Origin of the sequence: Stenotrophomonas rhizophila (assembly GCF_003751305.1) — a bacterium.
Taxonomy (GTDB): Bacteria; Pseudomonadota; Gammaproteobacteria; order Xanthomonadales; family Xanthomonadaceae; genus Stenotrophomonas; species Stenotrophomonas rhizophila_B.
The window spans coordinates 1,481,745-1,501,740 of the sequence record NZ_RJKV01000002.1; the positions used below are offsets into that span (position 1 = coordinate 1,481,745).

General features: G+C 66.2%; 11 protein-coding genes and 1 pseudogene. 3 read left to right on the forward strand and 9 right to left on the reverse strand.

What is annotated here, in order from left to right:
* Nucleotides 1–205 precede the first annotated feature (205 nt).
* Genes EDF74_RS15095 through EDF74_RS15105 form a run of 3 tightly spaced genes read right to left on the reverse strand, consistent with a single transcriptional unit; the run spans nucleotide 206 to nucleotide 5,331 of the window.
* Nucleotides 206–3,379 (reverse strand): multidrug efflux RND transporter permease subunit, encoded by a 3,174-nt coding sequence (locus EDF74_RS15095; RefSeq protein WP_123730817.1) that lies wholly within the window; start codon nucleotides 3,377–3,379, stop codon nucleotides 206–208.
* Nucleotides 3,380–3,394: 15 nt separating this feature from the next.
* The gene (locus tag EDF74_RS15100) at nucleotides 3,395–4,672 is read right to left on the reverse strand and encodes an efflux RND transporter periplasmic adaptor subunit (protein WP_123730818.1); all 1,278 of its coding nucleotides are present in this window, start codon (nucleotides 4,670–4,672) and stop codon (nucleotides 3,395–3,397) included.
* Nucleotides 4,672–5,331 (reverse strand): TetR/AcrR family transcriptional regulator, encoded by a 660-nt coding sequence (locus EDF74_RS15105; protein WP_184997273.1) that lies wholly within the window; start codon nucleotides 5,329–5,331, stop codon nucleotides 4,672–4,674. The genes EDF74_RS15100 and EDF74_RS15105 overlap by 1 nt, the downstream gene beginning before the upstream one ends.
* 344 nt (nucleotides 5,332–5,675) lie before the next feature.
* Between EDF74_RS15105 and EDF74_RS15110 the strand changes: the two are divergent.
* The 3 genes and pseudogenes from EDF74_RS15110 to EDF74_RS15120 all read left to right on the forward strand — a co-directional run.
* Nucleotides 5,676–10,571 (forward strand): annotated as a pseudogene (locus EDF74_RS15110) (NAD-glutamate dehydrogenase); the annotation flags it as partial.
* 348 nt (nucleotides 10,572–10,919) lie between these two features.
* Complete coding sequence (locus EDF74_RS15115; protein WP_123730820.1) at nucleotides 10,920–11,690, forward strand: NAD kinase; 771 nt, start codon at nucleotides 10,920–10,922, stop codon at nucleotides 11,688–11,690.
* 79 nt (nucleotides 11,691–11,769) lie between these two features.
* Nucleotides 11,770–12,717: a 5'-nucleotidase gene (locus EDF74_RS15120; protein WP_088434636.1), complete on the forward strand. Its 948-nt coding sequence runs from the start codon at nucleotides 11,770–11,772 to the stop codon at nucleotides 12,715–12,717.
* A gap of 50 nt (nucleotides 12,718–12,767) precedes the next feature.
* On the opposite strand, the gene EDF74_RS15125 is transcribed toward EDF74_RS15120, so the two are convergent.
* The 6 genes from EDF74_RS15125 to kynU all read right to left on the reverse strand — a co-directional run bounded on the left by EDF74_RS15125 (nucleotide 12,768) and on the right by kynU (nucleotide 19,207).
* Complete coding sequence (locus EDF74_RS15125; protein ID WP_123730821.1) at nucleotides 12,768–13,349, reverse strand: DUF2939 domain-containing protein; 582 nt, start codon at nucleotides 13,347–13,349, stop codon at nucleotides 12,768–12,770.
* A 64-nt stretch (nucleotides 13,350–13,413) separates the two neighbouring features.
* The gene (locus tag EDF74_RS15130; protein WP_123730822.1) at nucleotides 13,414–14,400 is read right to left on the reverse strand and encodes an aldo/keto reductase; all 987 of its coding nucleotides are present in this window, start codon (nucleotides 14,398–14,400) and stop codon (nucleotides 13,414–13,416) included.
* 5 nt (nucleotides 14,401–14,405) lie between these two features.
* Nucleotides 14,406–15,092: a DUF2461 domain-containing protein gene (locus EDF74_RS15135; protein ID WP_123730823.1), complete on the reverse strand. Its 687-nt coding sequence runs from the start codon at nucleotides 15,090–15,092 to the stop codon at nucleotides 14,406–14,408.
* Nucleotides 15,089–16,528, reverse strand: coding sequence for an exodeoxyribonuclease I (sbcB, locus tag EDF74_RS15140; RefSeq protein WP_123730824.1), 1,440 nt, complete (start codon nucleotides 16,526–16,528; stop codon nucleotides 15,089–15,091). The genes EDF74_RS15135 and sbcB overlap by 4 nt, the downstream gene beginning before the upstream one ends.
* Nucleotides 16,528–17,895 carry an FAD-dependent oxidoreductase gene (locus tag EDF74_RS15145; protein ID WP_184997275.1) on the reverse strand — a complete coding sequence of 456 codons (1,368 nt, stop codon included), beginning with the start codon at nucleotides 17,893–17,895 and terminating at the stop codon, nucleotides 16,528–16,530. Before EDF74_RS15145 ends, sbcB begins: the two co-directional genes overlap by 1 nt.
* Nucleotides 17,896–17,929: 34 nt before the next feature.
* Nucleotides 17,930–19,207 carry a kynureninase gene (gene kynU / locus EDF74_RS15150; RefSeq protein WP_123730826.1) on the reverse strand — a complete coding sequence of 426 codons (1,278 nt, stop codon included), beginning with the start codon at nucleotides 19,205–19,207 and terminating at the stop codon, nucleotides 17,930–17,932.
* Between the last annotated feature and the right edge of the window lie 789 nt (nucleotides 19,208–19,996).

The window sequence follows — 19,996 nt, forward strand, 5'->3', positions numbered from 1 at the left end:
GTCTGGCAGGTGCCCGGAGCAGCCGGCCAGCGGCCGCCATTACCTGGTCCCCGATGCGTGCCTCCGGTCAGCCACACATGGCGTGGCTCTACCCGTCATGCACCGCACACAAAAAAGCCCCGGCTCGCGCCGGGGCTTTTTCATTCCAGCGTGACCACCCACGGTGGTCACCTGCCGGTGGGGCAACCGTGGCTGCCCCTGTCCATCAACGATCCGGACGGTGCGCCGTATTGGCTTCGCCCTGGCGTTCCAGGAACTCCTTGGACGGTTCGTCCAGCTTGTCACCCAGCATGCGGCGGACCACCACGAAGAACACCGGGATCATCAGCAGACCCAGGAACGTGGCGAACACCATGCCGCCGATCACGCCGGTACCGATCGCGTGACGTGCGTTGGCGCCGGCACCGGTGGAGATGGCCATCGGTACCACGCCCATGATGAAGGCGAACGAGGTCATCAGGATCGGGCGGAAACGCAGGCGGGAGGCTTCGATGGTCGCCTCGCGCAGGTTCTTGCCCGCAGCCCGTTGTTCCACCGCGAACTCCACGATCAGGATCGCGTTCTTCGCTGCCAGACCGATCACCGTGATCAGGCCGATCTTGAAGTACAGATCGTTCGGCAGGCCACGGGCGAGCGAGAAGGCCAGGGCGCCAAGGACACCCAGCGGCACCACCAGCAGCACCGCCACCGGGATCGACCAGCTTTCATACAGCGCGGCCAGGCAGAGGAATACCACCACGATGGACAGCACCAGCAGCAGGGTCGCGGCGTTGCCGGCCAGGATTTCCTGGTAGGACATGCCCGACCAGTCGTAGCCGAAGCCGGCCGGCAGGTCGTCGTTGACGATCCGTTCCATCGCCTGCATCGCCTCGCCCGAGCTGCGCCCGGCCGCCTGCGAACCGACGATGTTGACCGCCGAGTAGCCGTTGTAGCGGCTCAGCGACGGCGGTGCGGACACCCACTCGGACTTCACCACGGTGCTCAGTGGGATCATCGCCTGCGTACCGTCGGGATTGGTCTGCAGCGTGCTGGGCGTGTAGAAGCTGTTCAACGACTCCGCGCCGGTGCGGTACGGGCCATCGGCCTGCAGGGTCACGCGCTTGATGCGGCCTTCATAGAAGAAGTCGTTGACGTACACCGGGGCCAGCATCAGCTGGATGGTGCTGTACACGTCCGACACCGACAGGCCCATGGTCTGCGCCTGCACACGGTCCACGTGCAACTGCAGCTGCGGGGCGTTTTCCAGGCCGTTGGGGCGCACGCCGGTCAGCAGATCGCTTTCCTGCGCCGCCTTGCCGAGCAGGATGTTGCGGGCCTGCGTCAGCTGCTCATAGCCCACGCCGCCACGGTCCTGCAGCCACATGTCGAAGCCGCCGAACTGGCCCAGACCCTGCACGGTCGGCAGGTTGACCACGAAGATCTGCGCTTCCTTGATGCCGTAGAACGCGCCGTTCATGTTGTTGATGAACTCGGGCACCGTGATGTCGCGGTCCGCCCAGGGCTTGAGGCGGATGAAGCCCATGCCCACGTTTTCACCGGAACCGACGAAGCTGAAACCGGCCACCTGCAGCATGCCTTCAAAGCCATCCTGCTTTTCCAGGATGCCGCGCATCTGGGCGAAGGCGTGGTTGGTCTGCGACTTGGTGGAGCCCGGCGGCAGCTGCACGATCGCCAGCGCGTAGCCCTGGTCTTCTTCGGGCAGGAAGCTGCCCGGCATGCGCGTGAACAGGAAACCGCACAGCACGGTCAGCACCACGAACAGGATCATCCAGCGCGGGGCATGCTTCACCGCCGAGGTGATGTGGCCCACGTAGGTGTTGCTGACCTTGTCGTAGTACTTGTTGAAGGTGCGGTAGACGATGTTCGGCTTGTCGTTGTGCGTCGGCTTGAGGAACGTAGCGCACAGCGCCGGGGTGAAGCCCAGGGCCAGGAAGGCCGAGAAACCCATCGCGATGGCGATGGTCAGCGCGAACTGCTTGTAGATCTCACCGGCGGCGCCGCCCTGCAGGGCCGACGGAATGAACACCGCTGCCAGCACGACGGTGATGGCCACCACCGCACCGGTGATCTGGGTCATGGCCTTCTGGGTGGCGGCCTTGGGCGGCAGCTTCTCCTCGGTCATGATGCGTTCGACGTTCTCGATGACCACGATGGCGTCATCGACCACGATGCCGATCGCCAGCACCATTGCAAACAGCGTCAGCTGGTTGATGGTGAAGCCGATGATGCTCATGCCCAGGAACGTGCCCAGCAGCGCGACCGGGATGACCAGGGTCGGGATCAGCGTGGCGCGGAAGTTCTGCAGGAAGATCAGCATCACCAGGAACACCAGCACGACCGCTTCGATCAGGGTCTTGACCACTTCCTCGATCGAGATCTTCACGAAGGTGGTGCTGTCGTACGGCGAGAACCAGCTGACTCCGGCCGGGAAGCTCGGCTTCAGTTCGTCCATCTTCGAGGTGACCGCATTGGCCACGTTGAGCGCGTTGGCGCCCGGCAGCAGCTGGATCGCGAAGGCACCGGTCGGCTTGCCGTTGTACTGGGTGTCAAAGCCGTAGTTGTTCGCACCGAAGGCGATCCGGGCGATGTCCTTGAGCAGCACGCGCGAGCCGTCGGGATTGGCGCGCAGGATGATGTTCTCGAACTCTTCCGGCGAGCTGAAGCGGCCTTCGGCCGACACGGTCGCGGTGAAGTAGTGGCCTTCCGGCGAGGGATCCGAGCCCAGCGAACCGGCCGCGAACTGCACGTTCTGGTCCTTGATCGCGGCCAGCACCTGCGTGGCCGACAGGCCGTAACCCTGCATCTTTTCCGGGTTGAGCCAGATGTTCATGGCGTACTCGGAACCGAACTGCTGGGTGCTGCCCACGCCGGGGATACGCGAGATCTGGTCGAGCACGCGCGAGCCGACGATGTCGTTCAGCGCATCGCGGTCGATCGAGGCGCTGTCGGACTGCAGGGCCACCACCATCAGGAAGCCAGCGTTGGCCTTGGCCACCACCACGCCCTGCTGGGTCACTTCGGTCGGCAGGCGAGGGGTCGCCAGCGAAACCTTGTTCTGCACCTGGACCTGGGCGATATCGGCATCGGTGCCGGTTTCGAAGGTCAAGGTGATGGTGACGCGGCCGTTGGAGGCCGAAGAGGAGCTGAAGTACAGCAGGTGATCGATACCGGTCAGCTGCTGCTCGATCACCTGGGTGACCGACTTTTCGGCGGTGTCGGCGCTGGCGCCGGGGTAGGTGGCGCTCACCGTCACCTGGGGAGGCGCGATGCTCGGGTAGGACTCCACGCCCAGACCCAGGATCGAGATCACGCCCGCAAGCGAGATCAGGATCGCGACCACCCAGGCGAATACCGGGTGTTCAATGAAAAATTTAGGCATGACGGAGGATTCCCGTTATTGCTTGTTCGGTTCGGCAGCCGGAGCGGCGTCGGACTTTGCGGCGGCGGCATCAGCCGGGGCGGCCGCGGCGTCAGGTTTGGCGGCAGCCGCCGGAGCGGCCCCTGCCGGAGCAGCACCCGCCGGCGCCTGGCCATTGCCGTTGCCGGCGGCCGGGTTCCACGGGGCGGCCTTGGCCGGTTCGCCTTCCTTGACCTTCTGCACGCCGGCCACGATCACCTGATCGCCGGCATCCAGACCACCGCTGACCAGCCAGTTGCTGCCCTGCTGGCCTTCGCTCTTCACATTCTTGCGGGCGACCTTGCCGTCCTTGCCCACCACCAGCACGTAGCCGCCGGTGGTGTCGCGCTGCAGCGCCTGCAGCGGCACCAGGTAGGCGTTGTTGCGCTCACCCAGCGTCGCCTGGAAGCTGACGAAGGCACCCGGCAGCAGGATCTGCTGCGGGTTCGGCAGCACCGCACGCAGCGAGACCGCGCCGGTGGCCGGGTCGACCGTGGTCGAGGAGAAATCCAGCGTGCCCGGCTGGTCATAGACCGTGCCGTCGGCCAGTTTCACCTGCACGGTGGACTTGCCATCACCACTCAGGGCCAATGCGCCCTTGGCCTGCGCCGCGCGCATCTGGGTCAGCTCATCCACGCTCATCGAGAAGTTCACGTACAGCGGGTCGAGCTGGTCCACGGTGGTCAGCAGGGTCACATCCCCCTGGCCGACCAGCGCACCTTCAGTGACCTGCTGCTTGCCGGCGCGGCCGCTGATCGGCGAGCGCACTTCGGCATAGCCCAGGTTGATCCGCGCGCTGGCCAGCGAGGCCTGGGCCTGCTGCACGGCGGCAGCGGCAGTGCGCTCGGTGGCTTCGGCCGCATCCAGGTCGGACTTGGAGACGTAAGCCTGCGGGGCGAGCGAGCGGGCGCGGTTGGCGGCGGCCTTGGCGTTGGCGGCGGTGGCCTGCGCCGATGCCAGCTCGGCCTGGGAGGCATTGAGTGCTGCACGCAGCGGTGCCGGATCGATCAGGAACAGCACCTGGCCTTCCTTTACATCCGAGCCTTCCTGATAGACGCGCTTGAGCAGCACGCCCGGGACGCGGGCGCGCACATCGGCGCTGCGGAACGGCGACAGACGGCCGACCAGCTCACGCTGCAGCGGCAGGGTCTGCGGCTTGGCCTCGATCACGCCCACCTCCGGCGGCGGCGGGGCCTGCTGCTCTTCCTTTTTGCAGGCGGTCAACGCAAGGGCGACTGCGCACGTCAGGGCAAGGGTGCGGAGTGGGGCGATCATCAGGAGAAGCTCCGGTGTTGGTTTGAATACGAAGCCGTGGCTGCATCGGGCGCGGCGAACGCGCGCAGGAAGCTGTCGACGGAGAATTCTGCCCAGCGGCGGCGCACGGCGGCGTCATCGCGGTGGGGGATATGGAAGCGCTGTTTCTCGAAATCCAAGCCGGCGATCATGCTCAATAGCAGTTCGGCCATGAAGTGCGGGTCGTCATGCCTCAGCTGACCCTCGGCGGAACGGGTTGCCAGCCATTCAGAAACATGAAGTGCCAAGGCTCCGGCACCGTCCTGGTAGAGCGTACGGGCTTCCTGCGGGAACTGACTGGACTCGGCGGCGATCAGGCGGCGGGCCTGGACCACATGCGGCTGGTTGAAGTGATCCAGATAGTCGTTGGCGAACCGCAGCAGACTCCCGCGCAGGTCCTCACCGTCGAGTGAGCGCAGCCCGGCGGTGGCGCGGCAGACGTGCCGCTGCATCACCCGCTTGAGCAGTTCCTGTTTATTGCCATAGCGGCTGTAGAGGGTCTGCTTGGAACATCCCGCGTGCTGTGCCACCGCATCCATGCTCAATTGCATGCCCTGGCTGGCCAGCAGCTCGCGCACGGCATCGAACACGCGGTGATCGCGCGCGTCCAGGGTGCTGGCGGCGGGGGGTGGGGGAGTCACGGGGTGGACTATACCGTCCAGTTCAGAATTGTAGAAGCCTTGATTTTCGGTCGTTTTTGATGCCCAACGTCAAGTTGCAATCGAAGCGGCCGATGCTGCGCTGTGCAGAGCTTCTACGCGATCCTCCGTACTGCGTCGGATTGAAGCGCCCGATGTAAACGGGACCCAACCCGAAAGACCTTATTCCGTCCTGCAGCAAGGTATTTTTGTGCGGTAGGCCTACAATTTCATTTTCCCAACTGAGCATCACGCACCGCTCCGTCATGAAACCGCAAAAACCAGCAGCCAAGACCGTGAAAAACAAATCCAAACCAGCCGATACGCAGACTGTTTCGCCAGTGGGCTTCTCGCTGGAGCCGGTGTACACGGCCTTGCGCAAGCGCTACCCGTCGGCCGGGCAGGCCGAGGCAGTGGCTTTTGCCGCCGACTTCTACAAGCGCATGGAGGCGGACGAGTTCCCGCACCACAGCGCCGAGGAGTGGGCCGCACTGGCAGCGGACACGCTGGAATTCGCCCGTGTGCGCAAGTCCGGCAAGGCCAACGTCCGCGTGTTCAACCCGACGCTGAAGAGCAACGGGTGGGAATCGCCGCATACGGTGTTGCAGATCGTCAATGACGATATGCCGTTCCTGGTCGACACGGTGACGATGTCGCTGGCCGAGCATGGCGTGGGCGTGCATGTGCTGGGTCACCCGGTGATCCGCTTTGCCCGTGACAAGGCCGGCAAGCTGACCGGTGTCAGCGACGGCACCGCCGAATCGGTGATGCTGCTGGAGATCGACCGCCAGCCGGCCGACGCCATGGCCGACGTCGAAAAGGCGATCATCAAGGCGCTGGACGAGGTGCGTGCCATCGTCCGCGATTGGGACGCGATGCGTGCCAAGGCGCAGAGCCTGGCCGACGACCTGGGCAGCCGCCAGCTGCCGGTGGATGCCGCTTCGCGTGCCGAAGCGCAGGAATTCCTGCGCTGGGCAGCCGACAACCACTTCACCTTCTTCGGCTACCGCGAGTACCGCGTGGAGAAGCAGGGCAAGGAAGACGTGCTGGCGCCGCTCAACGACACCGGCCTGGGCCTGATGCGCGGGCAGGACAAGTCCGCTGCACGTCCGGTCAAGACGCTCGCTGCGCAGGGCCTCAATGCCACCACCGGCTTGAAGGACGCGCTGATCCTGACCAAGACCAATGCCCGTTCGCGCGTGCATCGCTCCGGCTACATGGACTACATCGGCGTGCTTGAATTCGACGCCAAGGGCAAGATCATCGGCGAGCAGCGCTTCCTGGGCCTGTTCACCTCCAGCGCGTACAACCGCCGCCCGTGGGAAATCCCGCTGGTGCGCCAGCGCCACGAATACGTGATGAGCAAGTCCGGCCTGGCACCGAGCAGCCACAGCGGCAAGGCCCTGCGCCACATCCTGGAAACCCTGCCGCGCGAAGAGCTGTTCCAGTCCAGCGAAGACGAACTGTTCCGCACCGCCATGGGCGTGCTGGGCCTGCAGGAGCGCGTGCGCAGCCGCCTGTTCCTGCGCCGCGACAAGTACAGCCGTTTCATCTCCGCGCTGGTGTACCTGCCGCGCGAGCGCTTCAACACCGATGTGCGCCTGCGCATCGAAGCCATGCTCAAGGACGCCCTGCAGGGCGAGTACGTGGACAGCTCGGTCGTGCTCGGTGAGTCGCCGCTGGCCCAGGTGCACCTGATCGTGCGCCCGAAGGCTGGCCAGACCCTGGAAGTGGATACCAGCGCACTGGAGCAGAAGCTTGCCCAGGTGCTGCGCAACTGGCAGGACGATCTGCGCGAAGCGCTGGTGGCCCGGCACGGTGAAACCGAAGGCCTGCGCATCGCCGCACGTATCGGCAAGGCACTGCCGGCCGGCTACATCGAAGACTCCAGCACCGAGATTGCCGCCAACGACGTCAGCCAGCTCGATGCGCTGACCGGCCCGGACGATCTGCGTCTGAGCCTGCAGGCCGTGCATCGCGACGAAGGCGATGGCCTGCGGTTGAAGCTGTATCGCCAGCTGGATGACATCCCGCTGTCCGATGCGCTGCCGATGATGGAAAACATGGGTCTGCGCGTGATCTCCGAGCGCCCGTACCGTCTGACGGTCGACAACGCCCCGGTGTACGTGCAGGACTTCGAAGTGGAATCGGTGGCGGGTGCGATCGACGCGCCGAGCGTCGATGCCGCCTTCGGTGAAACCTTTGCCCGCGTGTGGCACGGCGATGCCGAGAACGATGGCTTCAACCGCCTCGTGCTCGCGGCCGGTCTGCACTGGCGCCAGGTCGCGATGCTGCGTGGCTACTGCAAGTACCTGCTGCAGACCGGCGTGCCGTTCTCGCAGGCCTATGTGGAGGGCACCTTCACCCGTTACCCGCTGCTGGCCCGCCTGCTGGTGGAGCTGTTCGAAGCCCGCTTCGATCCGGCCACCGGCCACGAGAGCAAGGACGCGATCGCCGAGGGCCAGGCCCAGCTGCGCGCGCACCTGACCGTGCTCGCCGGCGGTGACGAAGCCACCCTCAAAGTGCTCAAGACCGTGGTCGATGCACGCAAGGGCGACCGCACCGTGCAGATGGATGCCGCGCGCGATGCGCTGCTCAAGCTGATGGACCGCGTCTCCAGCCTCGATGAAGACCGCATCCTGCGCAGCTTCATGGGCGTGATCGATGCGACCCTGCGCACCAGTTACTACCAGACCGATGCCGAGGGCCGTCCGGGCCACGTCATCAGCTTCAAGTTCGATTCGGCGCTGGTGCCGGACCTGCCCAAGCCGCGCCCGTACCGCGAAATCTTCGTGTACGGCCCGCGCGTGGAAGGTACCCACCTGCGCTTCGGTGCCGTGGCCCGTGGTGGCCTGCGCTGGTCGGACCGTCGCGAAGATTTCCGTACCGAGGTGCTTGGGCTGGTCAAGGCGCAGATGGTCAAGAACACCGTGATCGTGCCGGTCGGCGCGAAGGGCGGCTTCTTCGCCAAGATGCCGCCGGTCAACGGCGACCGTGATGCGGTGTTCGCCAACGGCGTGGCCTGCTACAAGCTGTTCATCCAGGGCCTGCTGGACATCACCGACAACATCGTCAACAACAAGATCGTGCCGCCGGTGGACGTGGTCCGCCACGACATGGACGACCCGTACCTGGTGGTGGCGGCCGACAAGGGCACCGCCACGTTCTCCGACATCGCCAACGGCCTGGCCGTGGCGCACGGCTTCTGGATGGGCGATGCGTTCGCCTCCGGTGGCTCGGTCGGTTACGACCACAAGGGCATGGGCATCACCGCACGCGGTGCGTGGGAGTCGGTCAAGCGCCACTTCCGTGCGCTGGGCCGTGACAGCCAGAGCCAGGATTTCACTGCGGTCGGCGTGGGCGACATGTCCGGCGACGTGTTCGGCAACGGCATGCTGTTGTCGCGCCACATCCGCCTGGTCGCGGCGTTCGATCACCGCCACATCTTCCTGGACCCGAACCCGGATGCGGCCACGACCTTCGTCGAGCGCGAGCGTCTGTTCACCGTGCCGCGCTCCAGCTGGGCCGATTACGATGCCAAGCTGATCAGCAAGGGCGGCGGCATCTTCCCGCGCACGCTGAAGTCGATCGAGATCACCCCGCAGGTGCGTGAGGCACTGGGCCTGGACGACGGCGTCAAGTCGATGGCGCCGAACGATCTGATGAGCGCGATCCTCAAGGCGCCGGTCGATCTGCTGTGGAACGGCGGCATCGGCACCTATGTCAAGGCGGCCAGCGAGCAGCACAGCGATGTCGGCGACCGCGCCAACAACGCGCTGCGCGTCAATGGCGGCGAGCTGCGCTGCAAGGTGGTGGGCGAGGGCGGCAACCTGGGCATGACCCAGCTGGGCCGCATCGAAGCCGCCCAGGCCGGCGTACTGCTCAACACCGACTTCATCGACAACTCGGCCGGTGTGGACACCTCCGATCACGAAGTCAACATCAAGATCCTGCTCAATGATGTGGTGCGGGCCAAGAAGTTGACCGTCGAACAGCGCAACAAGCTGCTGGCCTCGATGACCGACGAAGTCGCTGCGCTGGTGCTGATGGACAACTACCGTCAGAACCAGGCGCTGAGCCTGATGGAGCGCATGGCGGTCAAGCGCCTGGGTTCCAAGCAGCATTTCATCCGCACGCTGGAACAGCAGGGCCTGCTGGATCGCCAAATCGAGTACCTGCCCTCGGATGCGGAACTGTCCGCACGCAAGGCGCGTGGCCAGGGCCTGACTCGTCCGGAACTGTCGGTGCTGTTGTCCTACTCCAAGCTGGTGGCCTTCCAGCAACTGCTCGAGTCGGACATTCCGGAAGATCCGTACCTGTCCAAGGAGCTGCAGCGCTACTTCCCGACGCCGCTGCAGAAGAAGTACGCCGATGCGATGGAGCGTCACCGCCTGAAGCGCGAAATCATCGCCACGGCCGTGACCAACCAGACCATCAACCGCATGGGCGCCACCTTCCTGATGCGCATGCAGGAAGACACCGGGCGCACCGTGGCCGAGGTCGCCAAGGCGTACACGATCAGCCGTGAGACGCTGGATGCACGCGCGCTGTGGGCACAGATCGACGCCCTCGACGGCACGCTGCCGGAGTCGGTGCAGATCGACGCGCTGGAAGTGATCTGGAAGCTGCAGCGCTCGTTCGTGCGCTGGCTGCTCTCGCGCCCGGGCGCCATGCCGGGCATCACCGAAGCGGTCAACCGCTACCAGGCCGCGTTCAACGACATCCGCGACGCCTCCGGGGTGCTGCCGGATTCGCAGCGCCCGGCCTACGAGGCCAGCGTGCAGGAGTGGAAGGACAAGGGCCTGCCGCCGGCGTTGTCGCAGCAGCTTTCGGAACTGCAGTTCCTGGAGCCGGCGTTCGACATCATCGAACTGGCCCGCACCCGCAAGCTCAAGCCGGTGGACGTCTCCAAGGTCCACTTCCGCCTGGGCGACGCCCTGCAGCTGCCGTGGCTGTTCGAGCAGATCGACGCGCTGGAGGTCAACGGCCGCTGGCACGCCGTGGCCCGTGGCGTGCTGCGCGACGAGCTGGCCGCCCACCATCGCAACCTGGCTGCCCAGGTCCTGTCGATGAAGGGCAGCAGCGCCGAAGCCAAGGTCGCCGCCTGGATGGGCCGCGATGACAGCAGCCTGCGCTTCACGCTGGCGATGCTGGCCGAGCTGGCCGAGCAGAAAACCTTGGACTACCCGACCGTTTCCGTCGCGGTGCAGCGCCTGGGTCAGCTGGCCTCGCATGGTGCGTAAGCATGGTGCGTAAGCGCATTCGCGCTGACGCCCCGCGGTTTGCTTTGCAAACCGTGGGCCCCATGCAAACCATGCTTCCAGACCCCCACGCCTTCGGCGCGCCCCCCTGACTCAGGGGGGCTCTGCTCCAGAGAGATGGGGGGGGGCTGGTAACTGCATTGCATGAGAAACACACGGCTCCGCTTCGGCGGGGCCGTTTTTTCATGTCGGTTCCCGGCATCCGGTAGGCACCGACCGTTGGTCGGTGCGGACGCCGACATGACCGGCGCCCCACGCCACGACCAACGGTCGTGGCCTACCCGGGACGTGGCGGGTATGCTCTGGCGAACCCGCCCCACCGGATGTTTGATGAGCGCTTCCCCCCGTATCGCCTTCCTGGCCAGTTCCACCGAGGCGGCGCAGCTCGCGCTGGCACAGATGCGGGCCCGCTATGGCGACTACACGCCCGAGCAGGCCGAGGTGCTGTGCCCGCTGGGCGGTGATGGCTTCCTGCTGCAGACGTTGCATCGCTATGGCGCGCTGGACAAGCCGGTGTTCGGCATGAAGCTGGGGACGGTTGGTTTCCTGATGAACCAGTTCCGTGATGACGATCTGCCCGCGCGCCTGGCGGCCGCCGAGCCGGCCAACCTGCGGCCGCTGGAGATGCTGGCCTTGACCGAGTCCGGCACCACTACCGGGTCGCTGGCCTACAACGACGTCTCGCTGCTGCGCCAGACCCGCCAGGCCGCGCACATCGGCATCGACCTCAACGGCCAGGAACGCGTGGCCGAGCTGATCGGCGACGGCGTGCTGGTCGCCACCCCGGCCGGCAGCACCGCATACAACTACTCCGCACACGGCCCGATCCTGCCGCTGGGCTCGCATACCATCGCGCTGACCCCATTGGCCCCGTATCGCCCGCGCCGCTGGCGGGGGGCGATCCTCAAGGCCGCGACGGAAGTGCGTTTCCGGGTGCTCGATCCGTACAAGCGCCCGGTCAGCGTCACCGCCGACTCGCACGAAACCCGCGATGTGGTGGAAGTGACCATCCGCGAATCTCGCGAACGCCGCGTCACCATGCTGTTCGACCCGGAACACAACCTGGAAGACCGCATCCTGAGCGAGCAGTTCATGTTCTGACGGTGCACGGCCGTGGTGGCCATGCACTGTGGGAGAATGGCTGGCCGGCCGCTGCGGCCGCATTGGATTGCTGATTGCCATGGGCGACAACACCCCTCGTTTGCTGACCGTTGCCGTGACGTCGCGGGCCCTGTTCGATCTGGAAGAGGGCCACGCGCTGTTCGAGGCCGAAGGCGTCGATGCCTACGCCGAGTACCAGCGCAAGCACGAAGATGATGTGCTGCGCCCCGGCGTGGCCTTCCCGGTGGTGCGCAAGCTGCTCGCCCTCAACCAGGGCCAGTCGCCGGAACAGCCACGGGTGGAAGTGATCCTGCTGTCGCGCAACTCCGCCGATACCGGCCTGCGCATCTTCAATTCGATCCAGCACTACGACCTGGGCATCATCCGCGCGACATTCACCGCGGGCGAGCCGACCTGGCCGTATGTGAAACCGTTCGGCACCGATCTGTTCCTGTCGGCCAACCCCGAATCGGTGCGGCGCGCGCTGCTGCACGGGATCGCTGCGGCGACCATCCTGCCCAAGCCGCCGGGCGAAACCATTGCCGCGGCCGAACAGGTCGATCTGGGCCGTCCGCTGGGCCAGCTGCGCATCGCCTTCGATGGTGATGCGGTGATCTTTGGCGATGAGAGCGAGCGCATCTCGCGCGAGCAGGGCGTGGAAGCGTTCGGCCGCCATGAGCGCGAGAACGCCCGCGAGCCGCTCAGCGGCGGTCCGTTCCGCAACTTCCTCTCGGCCCTGCACACACTGCAGGCGGTGTTCCCGTCCGGCGAAGATGCGCCGATCCGCACCGCACTGGTGACCGCCCGCTCGGCGCCGGCGCACGAGCGCGTGATCCGCACGCTGCGCGAGTGGGGCGTGCGTCTGGACGAGGCGCTGTTCCTTGGCGGCCGCCACAAGGGCCCGTTCCTGGAAGCGTTCGGCGCGGATATCTTCTTCGACGATTCCCAGCACAACATCGACAGCGCGCTGCAGCACCAGAGCGTGGCCGCCGGACATGTGCCGCATGGGGTCGCCAACGACGGTTGATGCGCCGCCCGGATGTGCGCGGGGCCCATGTACCCACCAACGGTGGGCACCTACGGGATCGGCAGGACCGACGGCGCGGTGGTGTCGGGATTCAATGGCAGGCGGATGTCGACCAGCCGCCAGCGCAGGCCCGAGCGCTGCAGGATGAACACCACTGGCGCGCCCTGCGGCGTGTAGGTGGTGGCGGTGAACCGCGACAGCGACTCGAAACGGTGGGTGGCGCCCTTCAGGGGCCGCGCCGGCCGTGGCGCGGCATAGGCGTCGTTGCTGGGGCTGTCCAGATCGTTGCTGGCGCGTTTCCACAGGGTGTGCCCCTCCAGCAGCGCACCGATGCCGGTCGGGGTCACCAGCGCGTCCACGGCGGTCGCGCTGAGCCGGTCACCGGCCGAGAGCAGCAACGCACCGAACAGGCTGGACTGCATGTCCGGCCCGGCGCGGCGCACCACGTAGTCGCTCAGCTGGGCACGCAGATTGGCGCGCAGCATCGGGAAATCCACGTAACGGTCAAGCGTGGCGGTATCGCGCTGCTCGATCGCGCGGCTGAGACCATGCACGGTCACGTAGGGTCCGCTGAACAGCACACCGGCAAGGACCAGCAGCACCGCGGCCGTCAACCAGAGCAGTTTTTTCATTGCATCACGCATCTACAGGGCACTGCGGCGAGCTTGCCGCAGTGGGTGTCGGGGGATGTGAAGGCTAATGACTGGGCGAGCCATGACCGTGCTGGAAGGCAGTGACCAGGCGCGCGCATTCGTCCGGTGTCAGGGCGTCCACCCGCGTATCCAGGATCTGATCCAGGTTGCCGAGGCGGGTGGTGCCAAGGACGCCACTGGCGATGTTCGGGTTCTGCAGCACGTAAGCGAATGCCGTCTGCGCCGGTGTCTGCGACCGTACCGTGGCGATCGCACGCTGCATCGTGCGTGCGCTGCGCATCAACTGCCGACTGGATGGTTTCAACCATGCGCGTGCGAGGTACCACGCATCGGCCAGGCGCGGCAGCCGCGGCCGTGCCGGCAGCAGGTGGCCCTGCGCCAGCACCGTGCCGGCCAGCACCCCGATGCCGGCCTCATGCATGGCGGCGATCAGCGGTTCGCGGTCCTGTTGCAGGGCGTTGTAGTCGATCAGGGCGACATCGAACATGCCAGGATGTGCGGCCATGAACTGCATGGTCTCGGCGGTGTGGGTATTGATGCCGAGCAGGCGGAACATGCCATTGCGGCGCATGCGGTCCAGGGCCGAGAGCAGTTCGTCGGTGATCTGCGGTACCCCGATGCCGTGCAACTGAAAGATATCCAGGTGCCCGCAGTGCAGGTTTCGAAGCGAGGCGGCACAGCTGCGCTCGATGTTCTCCGGCGAAAAATCACGCTGTTCGGTGCCGCTCACGCCCGCCTGGCCGGTGAGCGTTCCGGCCTTGCTGGAGATCACCAGCCCGTCGCGCGGGTGGGCGGCAAAGGCGCGCTGCAGGATCCGGCCCAGCCGTGGTTCGGCGTGGAAGGCGGAGTAGTTGTGACCGGTATCGAACAGGTTGACCCCGCGCTCCAGCGCGTGGCGCAGGATGCGCTCGGCCTGGGGCTCGGGGAAGCGACGGTGGCCCCAGAAGCCCGAACAGCCCAGTGACACCTGGGAAACCTGCAGACCGCTGCGGCCCAGCGGCCGCCGGGCGAGAGGCGTTGGCGAGGACATGGCGATCAGAACTCCAGGTCCAGCGCCGCGCACAGGTAATCCACGAAGGGAGCCAGCGTGACCAGGTCGGCCGCGATGGTCTGGCGCAGGCGCGGGCCGGTCATCGTGGCGTCGTCCAGCGAGCGCCAGAAGACCCAGTTGCGGTGCTTGAGATCGTCGATGAACTCGAAGTCCGGCTCGAACCCGCGTGGGGCGCGCACCAGCTTCTCGCTTTCCTCGAAATCGAACTTCTTGCGCAGCACCGGCGAATGCGCGGCGGCCTTCCAGCTGCCGGGGTTGTCGACGATGAAGTGCCGCACCTTGCGCTGGGTGGCCGGCTCGGGATGCCACAGCCCCGCGCCGACGAAACTCTCGCCCGGCTGCAGGTGGATATAGAACGACGGGGCCGGTACCTGCTTGCGGCGCTCATGGAACAGGCGCGCGCCCTGCCAGCTCTTGTAGGGCGACTTGTCGTTGGAGAAGCGCGCATCGCGGTAGATGCGGAACAGCGAGCCACCCACGGTGCGCGGATCAGCGCGGAAGTGCTCGCTGACCGCAGCCAGGTCAGGCTGCAGATCGGTGATCAGGCGCAGGAACGGCTGCCGGACGTGCTCTTCGTACCTGGGCTTGTGCTCGTTGAACCAGGTCTTGTCGTTGTTGCGGGCAAGGCCACGCAGGAACGTGAAGGTGGCCGGGCTGAAATACGTGCTCATAGGCTGCTCTGCAGGTGGGTGCCCCAGTCGCGCAGCTGCTGCAGCAGGGCGAGCTTGCCGGCATCGTCGGCGTGCTCTGCGGCCAGTGCATCCAGCTGCGCGGTGAACTGCGGCAGGGTCTGTTCGCCCAGCGATGCATCGCCGAGCAGGCGCTGGCGACGATAGTCGTTCCAGCGTGAGCGCTCGGTGGTGTCCAGGGTGTCCAGGTAGTTGCGGGCGCGGTACCGGAACAGCAGCTCGGGCATGCGCGGATCGCGCAGTCGCTCGGCGAAGCTGGCCAGTTCGGCCGGTGGGCTGGTGCGGATTCGCGACATCAGGGATTTGTCGCCGTCGGCGAGGAAACCGTCGTACAACGAGGCGTCCACATCGCTCGGCGCGAGCGTGCGCTCACCCGAGTACACCTGGCGGACCTTCTCGGCCAGGGCGGGACCGATCTGGCGCAGGCGCTCGGCCTTGGCCTCGATCGCGGCCGGGTCGATGCCCAGGCGCGCATGGTCGGCCGGACGCAGGTGGTTCCAGGCGACCAGCGCCGGGACCTTGTTGAGGTGCACTTCCTTGAGCGGCACGCGCTGCTCCCCCTCGGCCATGTCGGCCGCGCGGGTGTAAAGGCGCGCGGCGATGGTTTCCGGCGGCAGATCGAGCAGCGGCTCGATATCGCCCTCCAGATCGAGCGCGATGATGCGGTTGTTGATGAAGGGATGGCGCGCCAGCGGCAGCACCGGTGCGGCGCACATGCGCTGGGCCGGGTAGCGCATCGAGATGTGCAGCACCGGCTGCATCGCCTCCACATCCAGCAGGCTGCCCACGAAGCGCTTGTCGCGCAGCTTCAGCGCGTAGTCCCACAGCCGTGGCTGGGCCTGCTTGAACAGCTTCGCCAGACCGATTGTCGCGTACACGTCGGACAGCGCTTCATGCGCATCGCCCTGACGGACGTTGTTGGCCGTGGCCAGATGCTCGAGCTTGAACGAAGTGGCGCCGTCTTCGCGCTGCGGCCAGACAATCCCGTCCGGGCGCAGCGCATGCAGCAGCCGCATCATGTCCAGCAGATCCCAGCGCGAATTGCCGTTGCGCCATTCGCGTTCGTAGGGGTCGTAGAAGTTGCGGAACAGCCCGTGGCGGACGAACTCATCGTCGAAGCGCAGCGTGTTGTAGCCCAGCGAGCAGGTGCCCGGCTGCGCCATCAGGTCGTTGATCCGCGCGAACGCCTCGGCCTCGGTGACGCCGGCGCTCAGCGCGTGCTGCGGGGTGATACCGGTGATCAGCGTGGCGATCGGCGAGGGCAACAGATCATCGGCCGGTTTGACGTAGAAGCTGACGGGTTCTTCGAGGATGTTCAGATCGGCATCGGTGCGGATACCGGCGAACTGCGCAATGCGCGTGCGGCGCGGGTCCTGACCAAAGGTTTCCAGGTCATAGAACAGGAAGCTGTCGGCCATCAGTGCGCGCCCTCCAGGACGGGCAGTTGCTCGTGGACCAGCCGCTCCAGCGCGGCCCAGTCGATATGCGCCAGGGTGTCGTGCCCGGCAGTAGCTTCCTCCAGCATGCGCCGCTGCAGCTCGGTGCGCGCCAGCGCAACGGCGTATGGGGTACGCAGGAAGGTGACCATCGTGTAATGCGGCACGAAGCGGGTCGGCCAGCGCGCCTGCAGCGCCTGTTCCAGTTCACGCTGCAGCAGGAACTGCGGATCGGCCACGCGGTCGCGCATCTCCAGGTAGTTCTCCAGCGCCATCTGCTGGATCGCCTCGGCGTTCGGCTTGCGGTCCACTTCGAATGCAGCGAAGGCCTTGCCCAGCGAATCCTGCTCCAGCAGATGCCCGGCCAGGGCGATGCAGTCTTCGAAGGCGCAGTTCATGCCTTGGCCGTGGAACGGGACCATCGCGTGGGCGGCATCGCCGATCAGTACCGCGCGGCCCTTCATGTGCCAGTGCTTGAGGTGCAGCGTGCCCAGCAGGCCCGGCGGATGCTGCTCCCAGTCGCGGCGCAGGTTCGGGATCAGCGGCAGCGCATCGGGGAAGTCGCGCGCGAACAGCGCCTCGGCCTCGGCCCCGCTGTTGGTGGTGGCAAAGCTCGGATCGCCCTCGTTGGGCAGGAACAGCGTGACCGTGAACGTGCCTTCGTCGTTCGGCAACGCGATGCACATGTAGTGCCCGCGCGGCCAGATATGCAGCGCATTGGCCTCGATCCGGAACCCGCCATCGTCGGTCGGCGGGATTTCCAGCTCCTTGTAGGAGTGATCCAGGAAGTCGATGCGCTCGTCCAGCGGCTGCTTCCGGTTCATCGCCGCGCGCAGTGCCGAGCCGGCACCATCGGCACCGATCAGAGTGTCGAAGCGGATGTCGTGCGGCTGGTCGTCGCGGTCATCGATGAAGCGCGCGTAGCCGGCATCGAAATCCACCGTGTGCAGGCGGCGGTGGAAGTGCACGGTGGCACCGGCATCCTCGGCCAGCTGCAGAAGGGTGGTGTTGAGGTCCTTGCGGTGGATCGACCAGATCACTTCGCTGTCGTCGCGCCCGTAGCGTTGCAGCTGCGGCGCGCCGTCGCGCGGGTGGATCATGCGCCCACGCATCATCACCGCCTTGGCCATGACCGCGTCTTCGACCCCGGCCTGGCGCAGCGCGTGCCGGCCACGTTCAGCGAGTGCCAGATTGATCGAGCGACCGGACTCGTAATCGCTCACGCGCGGATCGCCGCGGCGCTCATACAAGGTGATCTGCCAGCCCTGGCGGGACAGCAGGATGGCCAGCAAGGAACCGGCCAGGCCAGCGCCGATGATGCTCAGCGAGCGGGAGGGGGTAGCGATCAAGGCGATGTCCGTGGGGGCGGGGAGGGCGGTCGGGTCAAAGACCGGCCCAGGCTTCCACTTCCTCGACGAAGTGGTGCAGGTCGAGATAGCGGTTGTAGAGCGGTGTCGGCGAGATGCGGATCACGTCGGGCTCGCGCCAGTCGCCGAGCACGCCCACGGTCTGCAGGTACTCGAACAGGCTGCGGCCGCGCTCGCGGCCACCGGCCACGCGCAGCGAGAGCTGGCAGCCGCGGCGATCCGACTCCGAAGGCGTCAGTACTTCCAGCACGCCGGACAGGCGCGCACGCACCAGCGCATCCAGCATGCCGGTCAGGCGCAGCGATTTGGTCCGCAGCGCGTCGATGCCACCGGCCTTGTCGACGACATCCAAGGCAGCGCGCAGCGGGGCAAGGCCCAGCACCGGCGGATTGCTGAGCTGCCAGCCCTCGGCACCGACCGCAGGCACGAACTGCGGCGCCATCTTGAAGCGAGTGGCTTCTTCATGGCCCCACCAGCCGGCGAAGCGCGGCAGCGTGGCATCGCGGTGATGGCGCTCGTGCACGAAGCAGCCGGCCACGGCGCCCGGGCCGGCGTTGAGGTACTTGTAATGGCACCACACGGCGAAATCCGGCGCGATGTCGTGCAGCTGCAACGGCACATTACCCACCGAATGCGCCAGATCGAAACCGACGCGGGCGCCCTGCAGGCGCGCCATGCGGGTGATGGCGTCCAGATCGAACACCTGGCCACTGCGGTACTGCACGCCGGGCCACAGCACCAGCGCCAGGCGCGGGCCATGTTCGGTGATCGCGCGTTCGATCGCCTGCAGCGAGATCGTGCCGTTGGGTTCGTCGGGCTGCACTTCGATCAGATCGGTATCGGGGTTGAAGCCATGGAAGCGGATCTGCGATTCCACTGCATGCCGATCCGTCGGGAAGGCGCCGGCCTCCATGAGGATGACGGGGCGTTCGACGGTGGGCCGGTAAAAGCTGACCATCATCAGGTGCAGGTTGACGCTGAGGGTGTTCATCGCCACGACTTCGCTGGGCAGGGCGCCGACCACGCGGGCGAGTTGTTCGCTCACCAGGCGGTGGTAGTGCAGCCACTGGGTGTCGCCGGTGAAGTGACCTTCTACCGCCAGCGAGGCCCATTTATCCATGACTTCCTGGACGGCGGCACGTGCGCCGCGCGGCTGCAGACCCAGCGAGTTGCCGACGAAGTAGGTCTGGTCGCGGTGGTTGTGCTGGGGGAAGACGAATTCGTTGCGCAGGGCGCGCAGCGGGTCGGCGGCGTCCAGGGCAACGGCATGGGTGCGGCTGAGGAGTTCGGACATGGTGCAACCGGCGGTGTCAGTGAGCCGACAGTTTATCCGGGTGGTGGGGGTGTGGGCTGAATCTGGCTTGCGGTGCTGATTTGGCGTGGGCTGGTGGTTGGCAGCTGGCGCTCAAGGTGGAAGGCGGACCCAACGCCAACGCCGAAGCCGAAGCCAAAGCCAAAGCCATAGCGTACGGAGTGACGTTCCAGTGTACGGGCCGGTGTGGGTGGGTCTGCTGGACCCGCCGCAAGTACGCCCATGTAGGCTCGTAGTGCGGCATCCATGCCGCACACGGTCCTGCAGACCCACCCACCCCGACCCGCTGACAATTGGCCGGTGCGTACGGAAAAAGGCAGGCGCCTGCGCTTTGGACTGTTCTTTGGTGCAGCTTTAGGGCTGAGGATCGGTGTGCCAACAACGGTGAACGATGCGCGCACTCACCGCAGCTTGGTGTTGCCGGCCGTGATCAAACACGACAGCGTCGCTTGCTCACCCAACTGGGAGCCCTACGCTTCAACCTTCGGAGCAGGTCCAGACTCAAACGCAATCGCAATCGCAGTCGCAGTCGCAGTCGCAGTCGCAGTCGCAGTCGCAGTCATTCATGCCTACGCCGAGGTTGGCGGCGCCTGCTCCTTTCCATGCGCACCGACGAAGTGTGGATGGGTCGGTGGGGGTGGGTTTCCGGGACCGTGTGCGGCATGGATGCCGCACTACGAGCCTTATCTGTTCGGAATCTGGCAGCTTAGGTGCCGAGAGCCGGCGTGGGCCGCCGTACGAGCCTGGATCTGAGCGATCGCCATGTAGCTT